The 22,418-nt window shown below is 35.7% G+C and carries 21 protein-coding genes; 10 read left to right on the top strand and 11 right to left on the bottom strand.

The features are described 5' to 3' along the window. Window positions 1-550: 550 nt before the first annotated feature. Window positions 551-1,447 (bottom strand): oxygen-dependent coproporphyrinogen oxidase, encoded by an 897-nt coding sequence (gene hemF / locus SOLCA_RS07005; RefSeq protein ID WP_014679747.1) that lies wholly within the window; start codon window positions 1,445-1,447, stop codon window positions 551-553. A gap of 221 nt (window positions 1,448-1,668) precedes the next feature. Then, a complete protein-coding gene (locus tag SOLCA_RS07000) occupies window positions 1,669-2,931 on the bottom strand; it encodes an MFS transporter (protein WP_014679746.1) in 1,263 nt (420 codons plus the stop codon). Between the two features lie 149 nt (window positions 2,932-3,080). Between SOLCA_RS07000 and SOLCA_RS06995 the strand changes: the two genes are divergently transcribed. The 4 genes from SOLCA_RS06995 (at window position 3,081) to SOLCA_RS06980 (ending at window position 7,070) form a co-directional block, all read left to right on the top strand. Then, window positions 3,081-4,241: an iron-containing alcohol dehydrogenase gene (locus tag SOLCA_RS06995; protein WP_042480866.1), complete on the top strand. Its 1,161-nt coding sequence runs from the start codon at window positions 3,081-3,083 to the stop codon at window positions 4,239-4,241. 148 nt (window positions 4,242-4,389) lie between these two features. Beyond that, window positions 4,390-4,875 carry a DUF4442 domain-containing protein gene (locus tag SOLCA_RS06990; RefSeq protein WP_014679744.1) on the top strand — a complete coding sequence of 162 codons (486 nt, stop codon included), beginning with the start codon at window positions 4,390-4,392 and terminating at the stop codon, window positions 4,873-4,875. 14 nt (window positions 4,876-4,889) lie between these two features. Continuing rightward, complete coding sequence (locus SOLCA_RS06985) at window positions 4,890-5,513, top strand: RNA-binding domain-containing protein (protein ID WP_014679743.1); 624 nt, start codon at window positions 4,890-4,892, stop codon at window positions 5,511-5,513. 153 nt (window positions 5,514-5,666) lie between these two features. After that, a complete protein-coding gene (locus SOLCA_RS06980; RefSeq protein WP_014679742.1) occupies window positions 5,667-7,070 on the top strand; it encodes an MATE family efflux transporter in 1,404 nt (467 codons plus the stop codon). A 93-nt stretch (window positions 7,071-7,163) separates the two neighbouring features. On the opposite strand, the gene SOLCA_RS06975 is transcribed toward SOLCA_RS06980, so the two are convergent. Both SOLCA_RS06975 and SOLCA_RS06970 read right to left on the bottom strand, forming a co-directional pair. Further along, window positions 7,164-8,063 carry a histone deacetylase family protein gene (locus SOLCA_RS06975; protein ID WP_014679741.1) on the bottom strand — a complete coding sequence of 300 codons (900 nt, stop codon included), beginning with the start codon at window positions 8,061-8,063 and terminating at the stop codon, window positions 7,164-7,166. 62 nt (window positions 8,064-8,125) lie between these two features. Then, the gene (locus SOLCA_RS06970; protein WP_014679740.1) at window positions 8,126-8,428 is read right to left on the bottom strand and encodes a hypothetical protein; all 303 of its coding nucleotides are present in this window, start codon (window positions 8,426-8,428) and stop codon (window positions 8,126-8,128) included. A 127-nt stretch (window positions 8,429-8,555) separates the two neighbouring features. Between SOLCA_RS06970 and SOLCA_RS06965 the strand changes: the two genes are divergently transcribed. After that, window positions 8,556-9,017 carry a 6-pyruvoyl trahydropterin synthase family protein gene (locus SOLCA_RS06965; RefSeq protein ID WP_014679739.1) on the top strand — a complete coding sequence of 154 codons (462 nt, stop codon included), beginning with the start codon at window positions 8,556-8,558 and terminating at the stop codon, window positions 9,015-9,017. A gap of 704 nt (window positions 9,018-9,721) precedes the next feature. Here the strand turns inward: SOLCA_RS06965 and kynU are convergent. The 3 genes from kynU to SOLCA_RS06950 form a co-directional block, all read right to left on the bottom strand. Beyond that, complete coding sequence (gene kynU / locus SOLCA_RS06960) at window positions 9,722-10,993, bottom strand: kynureninase (RefSeq protein ID WP_014679738.1); 1,272 nt, start codon at window positions 10,991-10,993, stop codon at window positions 9,722-9,724. Between the two features lie 65 nt (window positions 10,994-11,058). Continuing rightward, a complete protein-coding gene (locus tag SOLCA_RS06955) occupies window positions 11,059-11,697 on the bottom strand; it encodes a DNA-3-methyladenine glycosylase (RefSeq protein ID WP_014679737.1) in 639 nt (212 codons plus the stop codon). Between the two features lie 24 nt (window positions 11,698-11,721). Continuing rightward, window positions 11,722-12,198: a GAF domain-containing protein gene (locus tag SOLCA_RS06950; protein WP_014679736.1), complete on the bottom strand. Its 477-nt coding sequence runs from the start codon at window positions 12,196-12,198 to the stop codon at window positions 11,722-11,724. A 306-nt stretch (window positions 12,199-12,504) separates the two neighbouring features. Between SOLCA_RS06950 and SOLCA_RS06945 the strand changes: the two genes are divergently transcribed. After that, on the top strand, window positions 12,505-14,679 hold the full coding sequence (locus SOLCA_RS06945; protein WP_014679735.1) for a S46 family peptidase: 2,175 nt from the start codon (window positions 12,505-12,507) through the stop codon (window positions 14,677-14,679). 172 nt (window positions 14,680-14,851) lie between these two features. Next, window positions 14,852-15,076 carry a DUF2905 domain-containing protein gene (locus SOLCA_RS06940; RefSeq protein ID WP_014679734.1) on the top strand — a complete coding sequence of 75 codons (225 nt, stop codon included), beginning with the start codon at window positions 14,852-14,854 and terminating at the stop codon, window positions 15,074-15,076. A gap of 79 nt (window positions 15,077-15,155) precedes the next feature. Here the strand turns inward: SOLCA_RS06940 and SOLCA_RS06935 are convergent, their stop codons facing one another. Together SOLCA_RS06935 and SOLCA_RS06930 are read right to left on the bottom strand one after the other, a co-directional pair. Continuing rightward, window positions 15,156-16,556, bottom strand: coding sequence for an MFS transporter (locus SOLCA_RS06935; RefSeq protein ID WP_042479465.1), 1,401 nt, complete (start codon window positions 16,554-16,556; stop codon window positions 15,156-15,158). 368 nt (window positions 16,557-16,924) lie between these two features. Next, window positions 16,925-18,253 (bottom strand): sugar MFS transporter, encoded by a 1,329-nt coding sequence (locus SOLCA_RS06930; protein ID WP_014679733.1) that lies wholly within the window; start codon window positions 18,251-18,253, stop codon window positions 16,925-16,927. Between the two features lie 284 nt (window positions 18,254-18,537). On the opposite strand from SOLCA_RS06930, the gene SOLCA_RS06925 reads away from it, so the two are divergent. The 3 genes from SOLCA_RS06925 to SOLCA_RS06915 all read left to right on the top strand — a co-directional run bounded on the left by SOLCA_RS06925 (window position 18,538) and on the right by SOLCA_RS06915 (window position 20,396). Beyond that, the gene (locus SOLCA_RS06925; RefSeq protein WP_014679732.1) at window positions 18,538-19,443 is read left to right on the top strand and encodes a nucleotidyltransferase family protein; all 906 of its coding nucleotides are present in this window, start codon (window positions 18,538-18,540) and stop codon (window positions 19,441-19,443) included. 152 nt (window positions 19,444-19,595) lie between these two features. Continuing rightward, window positions 19,596-19,784 (top strand): hypothetical protein, encoded by a 189-nt coding sequence (locus SOLCA_RS06920; protein WP_245536758.1) that lies wholly within the window; start codon window positions 19,596-19,598, stop codon window positions 19,782-19,784. A 90-nt stretch (window positions 19,785-19,874) separates the two neighbouring features. Continuing rightward, window positions 19,875-20,396, top strand: a complete 522-nt coding sequence (locus SOLCA_RS06915; protein ID WP_014679730.1) for a DUF6580 family putative transport protein — start codon at window positions 19,875-19,877, stop codon at window positions 20,394-20,396. An 81-nt stretch (window positions 20,397-20,477) separates the two neighbouring features. Here the strand turns inward: SOLCA_RS06915 and SOLCA_RS06910 are convergent, their stop codons facing one another. Beyond that, window positions 20,478-21,665: a class I SAM-dependent methyltransferase gene (locus SOLCA_RS06910; protein WP_014679729.1), complete on the bottom strand. Its 1,188-nt coding sequence runs from the start codon at window positions 21,663-21,665 to the stop codon at window positions 20,478-20,480. 60 nt (window positions 21,666-21,725) lie between these two features. Then, window positions 21,726-22,412, bottom strand: coding sequence for an SIR2 family NAD-dependent protein deacylase (locus SOLCA_RS06905; protein WP_014679728.1), 687 nt, complete (start codon window positions 22,410-22,412; stop codon window positions 21,726-21,728). Window positions 22,413-22,418: the final 6 nt, after the last annotated feature.

Genomic DNA, 22,418 nt, shown 5'->3' with positions numbered 1-22,418 from the left:
GATTCGAAAAATTTAGAATGCTTGCGAATTTAACAAAATTTGGGGTAAATGTTAAGTCAATTCCTGAAAATGAACAGTTTCTCATTTTCAAAAAGCAACAAAAAACCAGCTGCAAAAAAACAATAAATATAACTACCTGTAAATAAAATAATTATACTTATCAATCTAAATAAACTATTATAAAAACGCTGATTATCTGTTATTTATTTTATCCACATTTTCAGTGGTTTTCTCCCAAGCCAAATACAAACAGATTTGGATTTAAAGTCAATTGCACATAAAAACAATCTTATGTTCATGAAAAGAAATGGCTTTTTGAAACACTGAAAAGAACAAGAGGTTATTTTGTCAGCGGAAATGATCAAAGTAAATCAGTAAGCAATATCTTGCCTATAGCTTGCTAAGTATACATTTAGGGGAGAAATTGAAAAATTGGTAAAGGATTTAGACAGTAAGGCATTCACATTCGCCTTTTACGATAATTTTGAACAGAATTCCCAAAAAAAGAGCAAAAAATAAGTCCCCCGGAAAGGAGGACTTAAAACATATTTTATACCCAGTTAATACCTTTTTTCAGTAAACTTAAAGTTTGAGCTTCATCACTGTTTGCAACAGGTTGATAATTATACGCCCAGTTTGCTTGTGGCGGCATGCTCATTAAAATAGATTCAATGCGTCCGTTAGTTTCTAAACCAAACTTTGTTCCCGCATCATAAACCAGATTAAATTCAACATAACGGCTTCTGCGTAGTAACTGCCAGTTTTTCTGTTCTTCAGTAAATGGACGATCTTTATTTCTTTCAATTAATGGAACATAAACTTTAGCGAATGTTTCACCAACCGATTTAACGAATTCCCAACGATCAGCCAGGGTAAAATGCTCTGATTCGCCTAAACGGTCAAAAAATATTCCACCAACGCCTCTTGTTTCATTTCGATGTTTGATAAAGAAATAATCATCGGCCCAATGTTTAAATTGGGTGTAATAATCATGATGAAACTGATCACACGTGCCTTTTAATGCTTGATGAAAGAAACGGGCATCATTTTCATTTACATAGTGTGGAGTAAGATCGATTCCTCCTCCAAACCATTTTAATCCAGCCTCAGGAGTTTCAAAATACCTTACATTCATATGAATGATCGGTACCAAAGGATGATTAGGATGAATAACGATCGAAACACCAGTAGCAAAAAAAGTGGTTTTTTCTACCTTGAAAGAACGCTGGATAGCTTCAGGCAAATCACCATGAACAGCAGAAAACATAACGCCACCTTTTTCCAAAACAGTTCCGTTCTGTAAAACCCGGCTTCTTCCGCCGCCGCCTTCTTCTCTTACCCAATTTTCTTCCTGAAATTTCCCTGTTCCATCTGCAGCTTCTAATTTCTGACAAATATCATCCTGCAAACCTTTAAACCAATCGGCAATAAGCTCTTTTGTGATCATGGGGTAAAAATAGGAAAAATAGTCTGGAGTCGGGAGTCGGGAGTACTGAGTCTTTAATCCATAGTTGATAGTTCATGGTTCATAGTTCATGAATAATTTACCATAATTTAGACCTATAAACATTAATAAAAGTTCATGGTTCATTAATTAAGGATCATAGTTTTAGAATAATGACTTGATTCTCCCTATGAACAATGATCTATGAACCATGAACCAAAAAACTATTTTTCCTCTATATAATCCAAATCCTTACCATAGGTTTCATCAAGATTATACAAAGCGATATAAGCTAAAGTAATGGTTGAAATACCAACAATTAATCCACTGTTAATGATACCAAAATGAGGTTTTAGGAAATTGAAGAAGATAAGTACTGGTACAAGTGATCCTCTAACAAAATTGGGAATGGTGGTTGCCACAGTGGCTCTGATATTGGTTCCGAACTGCTCTGCTCCCATTGTTACGAATACCACCCAATAACCGGTAGCCAGACCCATTATAAAACACATAATGTGGAAATACTGAGCATCGAAATTACGTGAGAATAAGAAGGTTAATACAGCTGCTAAAGTGGCTGTTAAAAAGATAAAAACAATCTTTTTGCGTGTTTTAAATACCTGACTTAATGAGCCGCACAATAAATCGCCGATAGCAATACCTGTATATGCATACATAATACCCTTACCAGGGCTCAACGTTTCGGTGGCACCCATCTGTACTCCAAAATCGTTGGCGAACGTTACTACCACACCAATTACAAACCATACCGGAACTGCAATGAGTATGGAGTTGATAAATCGCTTAAACCTGCCCCAAGAAGTAAACAGCATAAAAAAGTTCCCTCTTGCCACTTCTTCATTCTTCACTTTGTGGAACATTCCTGATTCCACAACGCCCACACGCATCAATAACAAGACAAGTCCCATCACTCCTCCCACAATGTAGGATGTTTGCCATGAAAAATGATCGCCAACCTGTGCTGCCACAACGGCCCCAAATAAACCGATTCCGGCAATCAGCATGGTGCCATAGCCACGATTTTCCTTGCTCATAGTTTCAGTAATCAGGGTAACTCCTGCTCCTAACTCTCCTGCTAAACCTACTCCGGCAATAAAACGAAGTATCGCATACTGATCTACATTGGTAACAAATCCGTTAGCGATATTGGCAATTGAATATGTAATAATTGAACCAAATAACACCCATAGGCGACCTTTTTTATCACCCAAAATCCCCCACAAAATACCTCCTGTTAACATGCCAATCATCTGGCAATTAATAAGAAACGATCCAATTGAGGACAACTGATCAGGATCGGTAATACCTAATCCATTTAAACTTTTAATACGGATAACGGAGAATAAAATGAGGTCATAAATGTCGACGAAATACCCTAATGCTGCAACAATGATCAGCAGTACAACGTTTCGACTTAGAGCTGGCTTCTTTTCTTCCATTTGATAAATTGGTTCACTTGCTTGCATATATAAAATTAGTTGTTGGTTGATTGTTAACAAGAGCTAATTAATAAAATATTTTTAAAAGTAGGAAATACATATTAAAAATATTTTAAATAAAAATACAAACAATACTAAAATTTAAATTGTAGTAGAATAACAAAATATAAATGAACATGGAAAATTTCACTTATCAAAACCCAACCAAATTAGTTTTCGGAAAAGATGTTGTTGATCAGGTTGGAAAAGAAAGTATTCACTATGGAAAAAAAGCGTTAATTCTTATCGGAAAAGGATCAGTAAAGTCGAGTGGTTTATACGACAGAATTAGTACCCATCTTGATGCCGCCGGAATATCCTATGTAACGTATGAAGGAATTAAATCTAATCCATTGTATAATAACGCAGATGAAGCTGTTTCTCTTGCAAAAGAATTTCAGGCAGAAATGATCATTGCAGTTGGAGGTGGTTCTGTCATTGACAGTGCTAAAGCTGTGGCAATGGGCTATTATGTAAACCACTCAGTTTGGGATTTTTACCTTCATAAAACAAAACCAGAAAAAGCACTACCAATTATTGCTGTTTTAACATTGGCGGCAACAGGTACAGAAATGAATCCTTTTACCGTTTTACAAAATAATGCAGAAGAGTCGAAACGTGGATTCGGCCATGAATTGCTATACCCTAAAGTTTCGTTTCTGGATCCTGTTCTCACCTTTTCTGTACCTCAATCCTACACAAGTTATGGCGTGGCCGATTTAATTGCGCATTGCCTGGAAACATTTTTCGGACAAGGTGATGCTCCGCTTTCAGATCATACTATAGCTTCGATCATCAGGCTAGCCATAAAATACGGCAAAATTGTTTACAATGACCCGACCGACTATGACAGCCGTGGAAACATTATGTGGCTGGCAACCAATGCTCTTAATGGGACACTTGCCTTAGGAAAACAAAATGGAGATTGGGCATGTCATGCAATTGAACACTCTTTAAGCGCATTATTTGATATTGCCCATGGAGCCGGATTATCGATTGTGTTCCCTGCGTGGATGAAATATAACCAAAGATACTTACAGTCGCGCTTGGCATTCCTTGCAAAATATGTGTTTGATGTTAATGAAGAAAATGAAGCATTGGCAGCTTATGAGTTCATACATAAACTGGAAGAATTCTTTACAAGCATCGGAACACCAATTCGACTGCAAGAAGCACAAATAGATGAACTGCAAAAAGATAAAATCGTAGATAATCTTAACAGATATAAAGCCAATGGTTTACATATTAAGTTAGATGAAACTGCCCGCGAAAAAATAGTAGATCTAATGTATGCATAATATTTTTTCATGGACTAATTGTTTAACTGGTTCAAAATTGTAGTTTAGGGATTAAACTGATAGCCGGTAAATACTTTATTTCTTTTCAGCTAATTAATTGAAATAGTTTGTATTTACCGGTTATGTTAACTAATTGCTAAACCTTTCAATGAAACTATCAAACAATTCGCTAAAGTGGTTAATGCGCTTTTACCCTCCATTATTTTTTCAGCGTATTTGGGTAAAACATATTTCTAAAGATTTCAAATCAATTGAAGTTAAGATCAACAAGAGCCTTCTGAATAAAAACTATAACGGAACCATATTTGGAGGCACCATTTTTAGCGCAGCCGATCCTTTTTATTCAATTATGTTTTGGCAATTATTTCGACATAAAAGCTTTAAAGTAATCGGTTGGTTAAAAAGTGCAGAAATTCAATACAAAAAACCGGGAAGTACAGATCTAACTCTTATATTTAGCTTAACTGAAGAAGATGTAAGAGAGGCTGAAGACGCTCTTACCACCATTGGTAAATTTGAAAAGGCTTATCCTGTAGAGGCCAGAAACAAAAAAGGTGAACTTTGTGCAATGATCTATACCAATGTGTGGATGCGGAGAATTCAGCCGGATGAGCATTCGAAAGCAGGTTTTTAATACCGTTTATCGCCATGAACCTTAAAAGACTGATCCTTGAGGGAGAAAGTGTTACGTTAGATTTTAAAAAGACTATTACAAGCTGTGAAAAAATTGCTAAAACGATGGTTTCATTTGCAAACAATCGAGGCGGCAAATTATTAATTGGTGTAGCTGACGACGGCACAATCAAAGGAGTTAAGTCTGAAGACGAAGAACGTTACATGATCACCAAGGCGGCTCAATTTTATTGCCGTCCTCAATTAGATCCCATCTTTGAAGAGATTTTTTTTGATGGTAAAATCGTATTGACTGTTGAAATTGAAGAAAGTGACATCAAACCTCATTATGCCTTAGGTGAAGATAATAAATGGTGGGTCTACATCAGAGTTAAAGATCACAGTGTGTTAGCCAGCAAGATTGTTGTTGATGTTTTGCGCAAAGAAGCCAAAGGTGAAAATGTGTTACTGGAGTATTCTCCAAAAGAAAAAGCGTTACTAGAATACTTATCTCAAAATGATCGGATCACCTTGCCGGAATATCGAAAAATGCTCAATATCTCCAAGCGATCTGCTTCGCGAATATTAGTAAACCTGGTATTGATGGGCGTTATCAGGGTACATACAACAGAAAAAACCGAATTCTATACAGCTAGCTGATTTTCATTAAGTAAAATCTGTTGCTTATATTTGTAACCAGTTCGCCTTAGCTATCGATTCCTGTCCCATTCGCGGGAACAATCAATCTTAGTCTTTGCTAATAATTCAATAACTGAGAAGTTTATTCTTTGCTCTAATATCTTATTTTCTGATATGAAACAACTTTACTCAAAATATAGAGATCAATATAAAAGTAATTTCTTACTTGCCTACCCTGTTGTAATATCACAATTGGGCCATGTTGCCGTTGCCATTGCCGACAGTATTATTATCGGACAAAAAACAGGAAGTGATGTTTCTTTAGCTGCAGTAGCTTTAGGGAATAGCTTATTTACCTTGTTTATGGTTACCGGAATTGGTATTTCATACGGATTAACGCCCTTAATTGCCCAGGAAAACGGCAGAAAAAACTTTGCCGCTTGTGGTAAATTACTTTCAAGTAGTTTTATCATCAACATTATAGCAGGCTTACTGCTATTCGGAATTATCTTTTTCGGATTATTTATGATTCAGCACCTGAATCAACCTGTTGATGTTGTTACACAAGCTAAACCATTTTTGGGTCTGCTTGGCTTTTCGATCATCCCATTAATGATATTCCTTACTTTTAAGCAATTTACGGAGGGCTTGGGCTTTACCAAACAAGCGATGAGTATTACCATTTGGGGTAACCTGGTAAACATCATTGTCGGAATTGTACTTGTTTTTGGTTTATTTGGAATTAAACCAATGGGTGTTGTTGGGGTTGGTATTGCAACATTAACAGATCGTGTATTAATGGCCATTGCCATGAGTTTTTATGTTTTTCGTTCTCCAAGGTTCAAAGAATATTTGAAAGGATTTAAATTTGGAGACATCACAAAAAGTATCAGCAAAAAGATCCTTGGTATTGGAATTCCTGTATCCATGCAATACATATTTGAAGTGGGTGCCTTTAGCGGTGCTGCAATTATGATTGGTTGGTTGGGGGCCGAAGAATTAGCGGCACACCAAATTGCTTTGAGTATGGCGTCGTTAACGTTTATGATGGCAAGTGGTATATCCTCTGCTGCAGCAATTAAAACCGGAAATTACTTCGGACAAAGAGATTATAAACAGTTGCGTTTTTCTGCAATTGCAAGCTACCACATGATCATTGCTTTTATGATCTTTTGCGGAATTGTATTTACACTTTTCAACCATTTCTTGCCGTCGTTATACATTAAAGATCAGCATGTGATCAACACAGCTGCCGGACTATTAATTATAGCTGGCTTGTTCCAGTTATTTGATGGAGCTCAAGTTGTTGGGTTAGGTATATTAAGAGGAATGGGTGACGTAAAAATTCCTACAGCCATTACCTTGATGGCCTATTGGGTAATTGGCTTACCTGTTGGTTATGTATTAGGTTTTAAATTAAATGTAGGTGTTAGCGGTGTTTGGTGGGCTTTATTAATTGGATTGGGAATAGCTGCTATCTTATTGTTTCTGCGTTTCAATTACTTAACCAGAAAACTGGAAAATAACCCTTCATCAATACCTGCAGATACAAAAGAAAGTCATTTTATGCCTCATTAAGCAAAATAAAACGGCCGTTCCAAACAAACAACAGCCATTTTACTTTAGCAGTTAACTATTAAAAGCTAATGGCCAAATGCTAGTAGCTAATAGCTAAAAAAACATATCCTTCACCAGTCGGAAAGTATTGCAATGGGCATCCACAATATCCGCTACTCGCGGAGAATAACCACCTCCCATGCTAACTGTAACCGGAATCGTATTCTGTTTGCACTGTTCAAAAACAAAACGATCACGTTCTTTACAACCTGTCTTGCTAACAGAAAGTTTTCCTAATTTATCAGATTCGAGAATATCTACTCCTGATTGGTAAAATATAAAATCAGGTTTTTCCTTTTTGATCAAATGAGTTAAAGTTTCTTTCAGTAATCCAAGATAAAGCTGATCATCGGTATTATCGGGCAATTCAATATCCAGGTCTGAACGTTCCTTTTTATAAGGCCAATTAGTTTTCCCGTGCATTGAAAAAGTAAAAACCGCTTTATTATCCTGAAATATTTCTGCTGTTCCGTTCCCTTGGTGTACATCAAGATCTACGACCAATATTTTCGATGCGATCTTCTTTTTCAATAAGTAGTTGGCTGCTATTGCAATATCGTTTAACAAACAAAAACCTTCTCCTTTATCAGTAAATGCATGATGAGTTCCTCCTGCTACATTTAACGCAACTCCGTCATTCAGCGCATAATAACAACAGTCGATTGTTCCCTGCGCTATAGTTATTTCCCTATCAATCAGCTGTTGCGACAAAGGAAACCCGGTCCGGCGTTCTTCCTGGGGCGAAAGGGTTAGGGTTTTAAGCTTGTTCCAATATTCATGCTTATGGGTCAAAAGAATAATTTCTTCAGGCACAAATGCTGGACTAAACAGATTTTCATGTGTGATAGTTCCTTCATGTAATAACTGTTCAGGTATTAACTCGTATTTAATCATTGGAAATCTATGCCCTTCGGGTAATGGATGTGCATAGATCGGATGGAAAGCGATTTTCATTTACTAATTATTGTTCTTGCTTAAACAATACAATATTAGCATGAATAATTTGAAACCAACAATTAATGACTAAGATGTATTTTTTTCATAAGTTCATCAGAAACAGGATCTGAGTATACACCATAAGCACTTACAAATACACCTTTTTGTCCGTCGGTTGATTCAATTGCATAAAGTATCGATTGGTCATCAGGATTGGTCATTCCTTCAAACCTGTGTACTTCAACGATTTCAAATTCTTCAGGGTGCCAGTATAAATCGTGATCCTCACATGCTAAGTGATCCTGTCTGATATTGAAATTGAGTGTGTAGCCTCTTGTTTTCAAACCGTTTAGGGCTTCAACCATGGTATCGTAGGTATACATATGGAAATTTGTTTTTCTTAAATATAATCAATATTACTTGAGAAATAACGGCCTACTTAATTTCAAATAACTATTGTCATGCCACCCCTTTTTTAAAATGCTTATCTTTGCGAATTATTAAAAAAGAATGGCGAGAATAAGAATTACCAAATATTTCAACTTTGAAACCGCTCATGCTTTATACGGGTACGACGGTAAATGCAGAAACGTGCATGGCCATAGTTATGAATTATATGTAACAGTGGTTGGAGATGCAATTAATGATGCAACGCATGTAAAAAACGGGATGGTGATGGATTTCGGTGATCTGAAAAAGATCGTTAAAACTGAGATTGTTGATATTTTTGATCATGCGACTGTGCTTAACAAAAATTCACCTCATATTAAATTGGCGGGTCAGCTTATGGAGCATATGGAACGTGTTCTTTTAACAGATTACCAACCTACCTGCGAAAATATGCTTGCCGATTTTGCCAACCGGATCATGAAGAGATTGCCGGATAATGTTAAACTCTATTCATTAAAGCTTCACGAAACTCCAACATCGTTTGCTGAGTGGTTTGCAAGTGACAATGGAATAACCGTATAATTTTTTATTTTAAACCATATAAGACATTTAAGGTCATTTAAGTATCGCGTCGTTTATCTTATCTATTTAAACCATATAAGACATATAAGGTCATTTAAGTATCGCATCGTTTAACTTATCTATTTAAACCATATAAGGACATATAAGGTCATTTAAGTATCGCGTCGTTTATCTTATCTATTTAAACCATATAAGACATATAAGGTCATTTAAGTATCGCATCGTTTAACTTATCTATTTAAACCATATAAGGCATATAAGGTCATTTAAGTATCGCGTCGTTTATCTTATCTATTAAAACCATATAAGACATATAAGGTCATTTAAGTATCGTGTCGTTTATCTTATATTTTCTCATATGTCTTATATGGTTTAAATAAAATATCACGAACGCTAAGCGAAATAGCCTTATATATCCTTATATGTCTTATATGGTTAAATAAAATATCACGAACGCTAAGCGAAATAGTCTTATATGTTTCTTATATGTCTTATATGGTTAAATAAAATATCACGAACGCTAAGCGAAATAGCCTTATATGTTTCTTATATGTCTTATATAGTTAAATAAAATATCACGAACGCTAAGCGAAATAGCCTTATATATTCCTTATATGTCTTATATGGTTTAATAAAATATCACGAAAGCTAAGCGAAATAGCCTTATATATTCCTTATATGCCTTATATGGTTTAATCTAAATCTTATACAGTAAGCAGTAGCTCTCCGAAGCGATACACATCTTCAAAAGTATTGTACAGCGGCACCGGAGCAAAACGCATCACATTTGGTTCACGCCAGTCGCCAATAACACCATTTTCAACTAACTTTTCGAAAACCTTTTTAGGCACAGGATGATGAGCAATGATCGATAGCTGACACCCGCGTTGTTTCTTATCGCGAGGAGTTACAATTTCATACAGAATTTTACCAGCCTTAGCATTAACCTGGTCAATAATAAATTCAAGGTAAGCCGTTAACAATTCGCTTTTAGCACGTAAGTTGTCAAAACCTGCACGATCAAATAGAGCTAAAGACGCCTTGTGAGCAGCAAGCAATAACATTTGCGAGGTACTAACCTGCCACCCTTCTGCCCCACTCTCCGGTTTAAACTTTCGTGTCATTAAAAAGCGGGTATCCTTTTCATAACCCCACCAACCGGCAAAACGATGCAGTTCTTTATTATTGAAATTATTTTCGTGAACAAAAATGCCGCTAATTCCTCCCGGACTCGAATTCATATACTTGTAAGAACACCACATGGCAAAATCAACACCCCAGTCATGCAGTTTTAAAGGAACATTACCCATTGCATGTGCCAAATCAAACCCTACTGTAATAGAATATTGTTTTGCATGCTTGGTGATTACTTCCATATCAAACAACTGTCCTGTCAGGTAATTAATACCACCCATTAATACCAAAGCCAGTTCACCCTTATGTTGATCAATTGTAGCTAAAATATCTTCCGTTCTTAAAAGCGATTCGCCAGCACGAGGCTCCATTTCAATAATTGCGTCCTCAGGATTAAACCCGTGAAACTGAACCTGACTATCAATTGCATACTGATCAGAAGGGAAAGCCCTGGCTTCCATCAGAATTTTATATCGTTGCTTTGTCGGACGGTAAAAACTAACCATCATTAAATGAAGGTTAACTGTAAGGTTATTCATTGGAGTAACCTCAACAGGTTTAGCGCCACAGATTTTAGCTAGAGATTGCTGCATTTCTTCATGAAAATGCAACCACTCAACTCCTTTAGTAAACCAACCTTCTACTGCAAAATTCTCCCATTGATTCAATAGGGATTCAATTTGCGTTTTGGTTGATTTAGGTTGAAGACCTAAAGAATTACCACACAGGTAGATAATATCTTTTCCGTTATGTTTTGGAATTAAGAATTCGTTGCGAAATGAATGTAATGTATCTAGCTGATCCAAATTTTGGGCAAAACTCAATGTGTTTTCAAAATTCATCGTTTAGGTTATGATTGGTATTTAAAAATCAAAAACGCCTTGGTAAAGCGTTTTCTATATTATCACTACAATTTAGCAGCTTTTATTTTCTTACTGACAAATATATTATCAGTAATGTAAAAACGCCAAGGTAATTTTGCATCTTCTCCAGCATAATCCACTCCTATCCTTGTTGTTGCCGTAATATTTCCCGGATCAATTAAAACATCATTGTTTTCGATCCATATTTCGTCTGAATCGAGACTTAATGCATTTTGTTTTCTGGTGATATCAAGAGCCTGCGCTAATGCTCCGGGTCCCGAAGATAGACGAGGTTCCACTTTTTTCAATTTTCTTCTTTCGAGCTGAACGTTAATACCATCAGTAGGCTCAATAGATCGTATAAGCACTGCATGAGGTATATCCTTGTAATTGGTAACCACATTAAAAAGCGAATGGATTCCATAGCACAGGTAAACATACGAAGTACCGCCGTGCATGAACATTGTTTCTGTACGTGCAGTACGTCGGAGATTATAAGCATGACTAGCTCTGTCAAGCGGTGCACGGTAGGCCTCCGTTTCAGTAATCATCCCTCCTGTTACAACACCGTTTATTTTTGTATACAAGTATTTTCCTAAGAGGTCGCGACTGATTTGTACTACATCATCACGCAAATAAAAATCTTCAGCGAGTTTTTTTCGTATTCCGTTTACTAATTCCAAGGCAACAAATTCTTAGTAAAGAAGTTAAAACTTCAGCAAGCTAACGATCTGTTCAAGATAAGTAGCATCGGTTTCATCGAACTGAGCCAGCTCATCACTATCAATGTCTAAAACCGCTACAACAATTCCATTTTTCAGTACAGGAACAACAATTTCTGACTTAGAAAGTGAACTACAAGCGATGTGACCCGGAAATTCTTCAACATTATCAACAATAATAATTTCTTGTTGTTTCCATGATGTACCACACACTCCTTTTCCGAAACCAATTCTGGTACAAGCAATTGGACCCTGAAAAGGCCCTAATACCAATTCATTATCTTTAACAAGGTAAAATCCGACCCAGAAAAAATTAAACGCCTGTTTTAACGCCGCAGCGACATTAGCCAGGTTCGCAATAAGATCATCTTCGCCACTTAACAGTCCTTTAAGCTGCGGTACCAGAGATTCATATTGTTGCTTTTTGTCGGTAGAATCGATGATTTTGAGGTCTTCAGCCATTTTTTTTAGATCTTACGTTTAAAATAGTAAACAGAAATCGTGCAGTTTTTCGTACACATTGCGAATATAAAATTATTCTTAATAGCTATTTAATTGTTGGCATAGTTTTTATAGAATGTATAATAACTATAAGAAACTTTGTAAAAAAGCGCTTACTGTACAACAAGTATGTGGTACGTAATGTTATGTAAATAAAGATTTTTTTGGTTTTTGGTTTGGTTTAATTGTTGGAAAAGCACCCGCCACCCCGGTGGGGCTTTTTCATTTTATGTGTACCTTAGTCCCGTTATAATTTTCAGTAAGCACATGAAGAAATATTTATTAAGCATTCCTTTGGGAGTAAGTCTTGTTATTTCATCGGCATTTACTCCGCCAGTAAGTGTAAATCCGCCTGATGAAGGGATGTATCCATTGAGTGAGATTAAAAAACTCGACCTTAAAAAAGCAGGTCTGAAGATCAACCAATCCGACATTTATAACCCCAACGGTCTTAGCCTTATTGATGCTTTGGTACAAATAAGCGGTTGTAGCGGTTCATTTGTTTCAAACGAAGGTTTAATCATAACTAATCACCATTGTGCCTTCAGTGCAGTACAATTAGCCAGTACCCCTGAACATAATTACCTTGAAAACGGTTTTGTTGCTAAAACACGTGAGCAGGAAATTGAAGCAAAAGGTTTAACAGTAAGAATTACTGATTCTTATGAAGATGTTTCTACGAAGATATTAAACGCTGCAGCTGCAACCAACGATCCTGCAGAACGTATTCGTATCATACAGAATAAAAGTACCGAATTAGAGCGTGAAGCTGAAGCTCAGGATAAAACAATAAAAGCCCAGGTTTCAGAAATGTTCATGGGTAAATCATATGTATTATTCAAGTATAAAACCATAAAAGACATTCGTCTTGTATATATTCCTCAACGTTCGGTTGGTGAGTTTGGTGGTGAAACAGATAACTGGGTATGGCCACGCCACACCGGCGATTTCTCGTTTGTAAGAGCTTATGTTGGAAAAGATGGTTCATCTGCTGCTTATTCAAAAGATAACGTACCATATAAACCTAAGAAGTTCTTAAAAGTAAATCCCAAAGGTGTAAACGAAAACGACTTTGTTTTCATTTTAGGATACCCAGGACGAACATTCCGTCACCGTCCGGCTCAGTATCTTGAATACCAGGAAAAATACCTTCTACCCTACATTTCTGATCTGTATACTTTTGAAAACCAGTCGATGGAAGAAGCCAGCACAGGAAATGTTGGTTTGCAACTAAAACAAGCTACGCGTATCAAAAGAAATGCAAACCGCTTGAAAAATTATCAGGGTAAACTTCAAGGGTTACGTTCAATTGGTTTGGTGGAGCAAAAACGTGCGGAAGATGATGACATGCAAAAGTTCATCAACGGAGATCCTAAGTTAAGCCAACAATACGGATCTCTATTACAAAACATTGACAATCTGTACAAAGATGTGTTTGCAGATGCACAGCGCGACTTATGGTTATCTGAGCTTTATAGCAGTACTAACTTGTTAGGAATTGCAAATGCATTAAGTATTCTAAAAAAACAAACTGAAGCTGCTCCAAATAAGACGCTATATTTCCAGCAAAATAAAGAGCGCTTTAAAAAAGTTGTTGATGGCTTATACGACAGCTTTGTATTGGAGTCAGATAAAAAGATATTTAACAGAATGATGTTAGATGGATTTAAGCTCCCTCAAGAACAAAGAGTTGATGCTGTTCAACGTTTACTATTAATGGACACAGGAATTGAAACCAGTGCCAAAGAAGCAACTAACCACATTTTAACCACATCATTAAAAGATTCTGAGTTCACTGCAAAACTTTTAAACAGCAGTACTGAAAAAGAATTATTAGCCTTTGATGAACCTATTATGAGTTTCGTTAATCAAGTTAACGAACAAACGGCTGTTCTTGATCCAATCAAGCAAAAACGTGAAGGAACACTTAATAAGCTCATGGGCGATTATGTTACTGTTAAAGAATTGTATAAGAAAAAGGATTTTATTCCTGATGCCAATAGTACATTACGCTTAACCTACGGTTATGTACGTGGTTACACCCCTGTTGATGCAACTTATTATTCACCTTTTACAGGTATTAAAGGAATAATTGAAAAAGGAGCTACCGGAAATCCGGAGTTTAAATATCCGGATGTAATTCGTGAACTATATCAGAAAAAAGATTTTGGAATGTTCAAGAATCCTAAAGCTGATGACGTACCGGTTGCCTTATTATATAACATGGATACCACCGGAGGTAACTCAGGTAGTCCGATCATGGATGCAAACGGTAATCTTATCGGTGTAAACTTTGATCGTGCATACAGTGCAACAATTAACGACTTTGCTTGGAACGAAAGTTATAGCCGTTCAATTGGTGTTGATATTCGTTATGTATTATGGGTTGCCCAGAAAGTGGATAAAGCCGATTTCATTTTAACTGAATTAGGTGTTAAATAGATTTGAGATATTTAGATTTGAGATTTGAGATAATTAAATGGAAAATAAACTATTAGTAATCTCTCATCGAAATATAAGATTCGAGATAACAAGATGGAAGGATTTAGATTAGCCTATTAGTTTTATCTCATATCTCATATCCCATATCTCACATCTCAAATCAAAACTAACAATGAACAGTGAGACCGGAAAGATTATAATTGGAATTGGTTTAATCATCCTATTGATCGGTATAATTATCTATTTCTTTTATGATAAACTTCATTGGATAGGTAATTTACCAGGTGATATTCGTTTTGAAAAAGGAAATGTGAGGTTTTATTTTCCAATAACTACAATGATCCTTGTTAGTATTGTACTTTCATTAATTGTTCAAATCATTAAGCGTTTGTTTTAATTAACAAGAAACATAAAAAACAGAGAAGGCTGATCAATTTTGATCAGCCTTCTCTGTTTTTTTATGTTATAATACCTAATTAGTGAGCTGCAGCAGCTTTAGATTCGAAATTAATACCGTGTGCTTTTAAAATTTTGCTTACTTTCCAAGCATAAAACGCTAAATAAGAAAAGCAAATAACACCAACAATGTAACTGCTTTGGATTCCGATAATTTCGGCGATTTTACCTTGGAATACACTAACAAAACCACCTCCCATAATCATCATGATAAGGAAACTACTTCCTTGACTTGTGTGTTTACCTAGTCCACTTACTGCCAAGGTAAAGATACAAGGCCAAAGAGTACTGCAAAATAAACCAACGCTAGTAAATGCATAAACACTGACCATTCCAGTAGTTACCATACCAATGCCAATAGCTAAAATACCTAAACAAGAAAAAATTAATAACATTCTAGAAGGATTTCCTTTACTTGCCATATCTGCTCCAATTAATACCAAAATCACTAATGCATATATATAAAAAGGAGTTAAGTCATGCTTAGCTATAGCATTTACGGCCAAAAACACTGCAAAAGCAAAGTAAGGGGCAACAAAACGCAATATTTTTAAGAGGCTCATATTCTCAGTAAAGGCTTCAACTGCCCCAGTCCATCGACCAATCATTAAACTTGCCCAATATAAAGAAATGTAGGGAGCTACATCTTTGGTCAAAAACCCTAATTCCGTTTCCATATAAGCAGGTAAATTACTAGCTGTAGACACTTCAACTCCAACATATAAAAATATGGCAATCATTCCCATAACTAATTGAGGGTATTGTAAAGCCGATTTTTTTACAATTATTTTATCATGAGAATCATCTTCTTCAACCAGTTCTGGTCTCTCAGGTAATGATGAGAATTTTAATAAAATCCCCACTACTAAAAATGCAAGTCCTAACACAAGATAAGGGATTTTTACACTTTCAATACTGGCAGTAGTGTTCTCATTGGCATTGGAACCAAAAATGGCAAAACTTACAATTAACGGACCAATTGTGGTTCCGAAATTGTTGATACCACCAGCCAGTGTTAAACGTTGTGAACCAGTTTTAATTGGCCCTAAAGCAATTGCTAGTGGATTTGCTACTGTTTGTTGTAGCGAAAATCCCAGCCCTACTATAAAAAGTCCTGACAACATCAAGGCAAATGATCCTGTATTCGCAGCCGGATAAAATAACAGTGTACCCAAAGCTGAAATAACTAATCCAACCGACAATCCATTCTTGTACCCTATTTTGTTTACTAAGTCTTCTTTTATTAAAACTGAAATTCCCATATAAATTAGAGAACCAACGGTATAGGCTACATAGAAAGCGAAAGCTACTAATTGGCTTTCTCCTTGTGTTAAATCAAATGCTTTTTTGAAAACAGGGATTAAGATATCATTACTTGCGGCTACAAATCCCCAAAAGAAGAAAACGCTAGCTAAGGGGATGAATTGCCCCCAATTGGTTTTTGAATTTTCTGTACTATAATGTTATAAGTCAATCAAGTTTATTGAATTTTTGTGTTTGTGCAATTGGTCGTAAAATTCCCATGTAAGCAGTTGGTTGATTTCAGCATTTTAATGGGAGCTTTAAACTTTTGAAACAGCGTCAAGTTAATTAAAAATTTCGCCGATACTATTGTTTTCAAAAGTTCAGTTGGCTAATCTAATTACTATTTTCAAATTTCAAAAGATAATTATACTTCCCTCTGTTACACGCTTGAATAGTAGGAAGTTTAATTTTTCATTTAGTGTATTTTATACACTAAATGCAGGGTAAAAATAGGGCGTTAAAGCCCTATAAATTATGATATTTATTATAAATATTTTGGATTTTTAACCTTATGTCCCGCAACCGCATAGTATAAAATATACAGGTAACATGGGAATGTACAAATCAAAAATGCCAGCTTATAGTCAATTGAAGGTGAATACAGGAAACTAAAGATAGCTTTAGGATTATACAAACCTCCATATATCAATGGAATTATAGCGCCACCTGCAATACCCATGATTAGAATGGCAGCCCCTACTTTCGTAAACTTCCCTAAACCATCAATTCCGAGCGGAAATATAGCCGGCCACATTAATGAATTGGCTAATCCAAGCAAAACAATCATTGCAATAGCCATATAGCCACTTGCAAAATAGGCACCTACCGTAAATACAGCACCTAAGATCGCACAAATTCGCAATGCCTTATCTTGAGATATGTATTTAGGAATTGTGATAATACCTACAATATAACCTACTAACATCGCTACCAAAGTTGCAGGCGTAAAAAATTTAGTTACTTCTAACGGAATATTAGAGGATTTGCCATACAACCCAATTACATCGCCTGCCATTACCTCGGCTCCTACATATACAAAAATGCAGATGAAACCTAACCAAACATGTGGATACTGAAATATTGACGATCTTGAAGCTACAGTGCTGTTATCTGCTTCATCTTCTTCCATCGTTATTTCGGGCAGTGAAGACATTTTGATTGCAATGGCCAGTACCACCAACACGATAGTTAGAACGATGTATGTAATGATTAGACGTGATGCCAGTTCTTGTAACATGGTATTTTTCAATACAGCATCTGTTGTTACTTTTAATTGTTCCTCAATTTTTGTAGCATTTTTAAGAATAACTGCTCCCAGAAAAATAGTAAAAATACCTGCTAACTTATTGCAAATACCCATAATGCTAATGCGATTAGCCGCGCTTTCAATGGGACCTAAAATACTTACGTATGGATTACAGGCTGTTTGTAATAACGCCATTCCTGAGGCTTGAATAAATAATCCTGTTAAGAATAATCCAAACGTGCGTGTAGTTGCAGCCGGAATAAATAAGGAACACCCAATTGCCATAATGAACAATCCTAAAGCCATTCCATTTTTATAGCCTGTTACCTTCAAAATGTAAGAGGATGGTAATGCTAAAACAAAATAAGCAATGAAAAAAGCAAACGGAATTAATAAGGCTTGTTCTCCTACTAAGTCAAAAAATTGGATAAGTGTTCCGTTAAGCCATGTTACAAAGCCGAACATAAAGAACAGAACACCAATTATGACAATCGGGGAAAATAGGCCACGAGATACTGGTTGTGTATCACGTTGAGGTGCTAAGGTTGAGGTTGAAGAGTCTGACATTTTGAAAATATCTATTGGTTTTTGTTATTAAGTAAGCTAACGTAATTAAGATTTTTCATATTTAAAACAATTTATTTAACAAAATTTAAAAAATACTTAATCTACAATATAACCAATAGCACAATTATTGCATTTGTCCATTAAATTAACAATCAATTATTTTATAATAATTTTAAATTTAAATGTTGATATTTACGGCGTTTTGGCTTAAAAATGGCTATTAACTGAATTATTTAAATTTATCTCTATCTAACTTTTAACATTAAAGAAACAATATTTATCAAATGAAACCTACATTATTAGTTTTAGCAGCTGGTATGGGCAGCCGTTACGGAGGTGTAAAACAGATTGACAAATTTGGTCCTAACGGAGAATGCTTAATGGACTATTCTTTATATGATGCTGTTAAAGCAGGCTTTGGAAAAGTTGTTTTTATCGTTCGCGAAGAAATTGAAAAAGATGTTCGTGATCTTTTTGATCAGAAGCTAAAAAATGCAGGTGTTGAAGTTGAGTATGCCATTCAGCGTTTAGAAGAGCCTTCGGATGTAATTCCTGCAGGTATTGAGCGTGCTAAACCTTGGGGTACCGGTCATGCCGTTATTGCTGCGGCTGCTAATATTCAAACTCCTTTCGCTGTAATTAATGCTGATGATTATTATGGACCTGAGGCCTATAAAATTTTAGGTGATTACCTTTCTACAGATCTAAAAGAAGGTCAATATTCAATGGTTGGTTACGTATTAGGAAATACGTTATCAGACTTTGGTTCGGTATCTCGAGGCTGCTGCCAGGTAGATGCAAACGGAAACTTATCTGAAGTTATTGAGCGTACAAAAATTCAGCGCAATGGTAGCGGAGAAGTTGAGTACGATGATAAAACCGGTAAAGGGATATTACCTGATAATACAGTTGTATCCATGAATTTCTGGGGCTTTACTCCTGATGTATTCAAACGTTTTAAAGATCGTTTCGTGGATTTCTTGAATGAAAATGCTCAAGATCCTAAATCAGAATACTTTATCCCTCTTCCTGTACAACAAATGATCGATGATAAATCGGCAGTTGTTAAAGTATTCGAAAATGATGGAACCTGGTTTGGTGTTACTTATACAGAAGATAAAGAGTTTGTTAGCAATGAACTTAAAAAACTGATTGCTCAGGGTGTTTATCCTGAAAAACTTTGGAAATAACATTTCTGTAGATTAAAACATAAGAGAATCAAAAGGGAAAGGTGATTTATGTCAGCCTTTATCCTTTTGATTCTTTTTTATTTTATAGCTTTGACGACATGAGAGTAATTGAAGAAATAAGCTTCCCGGGCTTTAAACTCAGTATTTTAGCTATGAACCAGAAATTCATACTAAAATTTGAAAAGGGAAACCTGGAACAAACTTATAAGGTGGCCGAAATGGATCTTATCTTCGGACTGGAAGATGTTAAGAAAATGCTAAATGAAACTTTTCTAACCACAGTAATGGAAAGATTCAAACAAATGAATAATGATTTTGCAGATCAACTAGAACAACTATAGAAGACTATAAATTTAAATAATTATAAAGAATCAATCGTTTAATCTTAACAGATAAGTCACAACTATTTATATATTTTTTTATTTTTGAATATGGAAAATAAACTAATTAACCCACGCTTTGCGGTGGTAACTCTTATTATAATTGCAGCAGCAATAACCCGCTTTTTACCTCATCCGCCTAACTTTACAGCAATTGGTTCATTAGCATTGTTTGGAGGTGCTATGTACAGTGATAAACGTTTAGCAATCGTTTTACCGTTGGTTGCCATGTTTATCAGCGATCTATTCATTCCATATGGATTTATTCCTTCTGTTTACATCAGCTTTGTTGGTATTGTGATCATCGGATTTTTAATGCGTAATAACGTAGGTATTAAAAGTGTTGCCGTTGCAACTGTTGCGGCATCTGTGTTATTCTTTGTTGTGAGTAACTTCTTTGTATGGTATGGAACGACCTTATACCCTAAAAGCGGTGCTGGTTTAATAGAATGTTATGTAGCTGCTATTCCTTTCTTCTGGAATACATTAGCAGGAACTGCATTTTTCAACGTTGTTTTCTTCGGTGGATATTATTTATTAGAAAGAAAATATCCTGTTTTAGCAACAAGATAATCTTTATAAAAAGAACTGAATAAAAAAGGTCATCTCGGTTTTAACCAAGATGACCTTTTTTATTTTATTGAAACTCTTTAATTATAAAACCCCATTTGCCGACAATAGTTGCTCTAATTGCTGCTCCTTAATTCCGTACGCGGCTTTAAGCTGATCAATCTGCTGCTTTATTGTCTCCCGTTCATTCTTTTCTTTCGTTTTTGTTCCAACGATCATGACGTTTTTACGGGTGTGCTCATTTGAAATAAATTCAAAAACCTTTGATTTATAACCCTGACTCTCCAATAATAATGAACGTAAGCCATCGGTAATCATCTCTGCCTGACGCTCTTCAAAAATACCATGTTTTAATACAGCACTTAATTCAGTTGAGCAATTAATTTGCTTGCGAATTTGTTTGTGACAACAAGGAGCACAAACGATAAGTTGAGCACCGGCACTGATTCCCTTAAATAATGCATCATCTGTTGCTGTATCACACGCATGCAATGCTATCAACAAATCAATATGATCTATTTTTACATTCTCAATGCGTTCAGAAACAAATGTTAACCCATCAAAACCACATTGTTTAGCGATTGAATTACAAAGTGTCACTAAATCTTCCCGCAATTCAATTCCAGTCACTTTAGCTTTAATACCCAGTTTGTTTACCAAATAATCATAAAGAGCAAAAGTCAGATAGCCTTTGCCTGACCCCATATCGATTGCTAAAAAATTATCTGTTGAAACTTTCGCATTTTTAACAAGGCTCTCAATGATCTCAATATATTTATTGATCTGACGGTATTTATCCGCCATTGATTTAATCACTTCTCCTTTTTCATCCGTTACTCCTAAATAAAACAAATACTTAGCATCCTTTGCATCAACCAGACGAACTTTAGCTTCATCATGCATTTGACTTGCCGATTGCTTAAAAGTTGGTTTCGTTTCTATGATTGAAGGAATACGCTTTTTATTCAGTTTCAAAGCAATATCGGCTTCCGTAGTAAATAAGATCGCAGATAAAAAGGGATTATTTATATAGGTTTCAAGAACAGAAATTGCATTTTCAATATCTAAATTCTCCACCTTATCCTGAGTTTTATAGTGATAGGTAAGAGAAAGCTTAAGTCCCTGCTTTAATTGTACAGGTTTTACATAAATATTGAGTAAATCTGTATTGCCAATTGTTTTGGCTAAGGTTAATTTTGAGAAGGAATCTTTTTCTAAACTTGCTCTCAAACGGTCAAAAAACAACTCGTAAACCTCTGTATTATTCTCCATTTGTCTCTCCTGTAAAAATACAAAGGTACGTTTTTTAAATGCACCTTTGAGTTTGCTTTTCTACTTAAGTAAACTCAATAACTGCTCCGCCATTAATGGAACTCCTATACTGGCTTTCTCATTAATTATGGTTACTCCATTTTTCACATCGGGAGCATTGGGATCAACCAAGAACTTTGGTATTTTAAAAGGGACAAAATTCATTAAGCCAGCAGCCGGGTAAACTTGTAATGATGTTCCGATAACTGCAAAATAATCGGCTTTTGAACAATGTTTTGCAGCCGGATCAATCATTGGAACAGCTTCACCAAACCAAACTACATGTGGACGAAGCTGAGAACCTTTTTCGCACTTCTCCCCCATCTTGATTTCATAACCCTGAATATCATAGGTAAGGTTTGGATCTAAACTACTCTGTGATTTAGTAATGATACCATGCAAATGCAATACATTGGTCGATCCGGCTTTTTCATGCAGGTTATCAATATTTTGCGTTATTATAACTACCTCAAAATATTTCTCAAGATCGGCTAAAGCATAATGTGCGGCATTGGGTTGAGCTTCAACAACAGCCTTACGTCGCATATTATAAAAATCCTGCACTAATTCAGGATTACGACGCCAGCCTTCAGGCGTAGCAACTTCGTTTATATCATACCCTTCCCATAGTCCATCACTATCTCTGAAGGTTTTCAAACCACTTTCTGCACTAATTCCAGCTCCTGTAAGTATGACTAGCTTTTTCATCGATAT

This window comes from Solitalea canadensis DSM 3403 (assembly GCF_000242635.2).
Lineage (GTDB): Bacteria > Bacteroidota > Bacteroidia > Sphingobacteriales > Sphingobacteriaceae > Solitalea > Solitalea canadensis.
This window is presented reverse-complemented; position numbering and strand designations above follow the sequence as displayed.

What these genes read in the sequence shown, in the direction of transcription:
- hemF (WP_014679747.1), bottom strand. Translation starts at nt 1,447, where the DNA reads ATGATCACAAAAGAGCTTATTGCCGATTGGTTTAAAGGTTTGCAGGAT.
- SOLCA_RS06920 (WP_245536758.1), top strand. Translation starts at nt 19,596, where the DNA reads ATGAACCAGAAATTCATACTAAAATTTGAAAAGGGAAACCTGGAACAA.
- SOLCA_RS06940 (WP_014679734.1), top strand. Translation starts at nt 14,852, where the DNA reads ATGAACAGTGAGACCGGAAAGATTATAATTGGAATTGGTTTAATCATC.
- kynU (WP_014679738.1), bottom strand. Translation starts at nt 10,993, where the DNA reads ATGAATTTTGAAAACACATTGAGTTTTGCCCAAAATTTGGATCAGCTA.
- SOLCA_RS06925 (WP_014679732.1), top strand. Translation starts at nt 18,538, where the DNA reads ATGAAACCTACATTATTAGTTTTAGCAGCTGGTATGGGCAGCCGTTAC.
- SOLCA_RS06965 (WP_014679739.1), top strand. Translation starts at nt 8,556, where the DNA reads ATGGCGAGAATAAGAATTACCAAATATTTCAACTTTGAAACCGCTCAT.
- SOLCA_RS06975 (WP_014679741.1), bottom strand. Translation starts at nt 8,063, where the DNA reads ATGAAAATCGCTTTCCATCCGATCTATGCACATCCATTACCCGAAGGG.
- SOLCA_RS06980 (WP_014679742.1), top strand. Translation starts at nt 5,667, where the DNA reads ATGAAACAACTTTACTCAAAATATAGAGATCAATATAAAAGTAATTTC.
- SOLCA_RS06945 (WP_014679735.1), top strand. Translation starts at nt 12,505, where the DNA reads ATGAAGAAATATTTATTAAGCATTCCTTTGGGAGTAAGTCTTGTTATT.
- SOLCA_RS06915 (WP_014679730.1), top strand. Translation starts at nt 19,875, where the DNA reads ATGGAAAATAAACTAATTAACCCACGCTTTGCGGTGGTAACTCTTATT.
- SOLCA_RS06950 (WP_014679736.1), bottom strand. Translation starts at nt 12,198, where the DNA reads ATGGCTGAAGACCTCAAAATCATCGATTCTACCGACAAAAAGCAACAA.
- SOLCA_RS06910 (WP_014679729.1), bottom strand. Translation starts at nt 21,665, where the DNA reads ATGGAGAATAATACAGAGGTTTACGAGTTGTTTTTTGACCGTTTGAGA.
- SOLCA_RS06905 (WP_014679728.1), bottom strand. Translation starts at nt 22,412, where the DNA reads ATGAAAAAGCTAGTCATACTTACAGGAGCTGGAATTAGTGCAGAAAGT.
- SOLCA_RS06930 (WP_014679733.1), bottom strand. Translation starts at nt 18,253, where the DNA reads ATGTCAGACTCTTCAACCTCAACCTTAGCACCTCAACGTGATACACAA.
- SOLCA_RS06990 (WP_014679744.1), top strand. Translation starts at nt 4,390, where the DNA reads ATGAAACTATCAAACAATTCGCTAAAGTGGTTAATGCGCTTTTACCCT.
- SOLCA_RS06985 (WP_014679743.1), top strand. Translation starts at nt 4,890, where the DNA reads ATGAACCTTAAAAGACTGATCCTTGAGGGAGAAAGTGTTACGTTAGAT.
- SOLCA_RS06970 (WP_014679740.1), bottom strand. Translation starts at nt 8,428, where the DNA reads ATGTATACCTACGATACCATGGTTGAAGCCCTAAACGGTTTGAAAACA.
- SOLCA_RS06995 (WP_042480866.1), top strand. Translation starts at nt 3,081, where the DNA reads ATGGAAAATTTCACTTATCAAAACCCAACCAAATTAGTTTTCGGAAAA.
- SOLCA_RS07000 (WP_014679746.1), bottom strand. Translation starts at nt 2,931, where the DNA reads ATGCAAGCAAGTGAACCAATTTATCAAATGGAAGAAAAGAAGCCAGCT.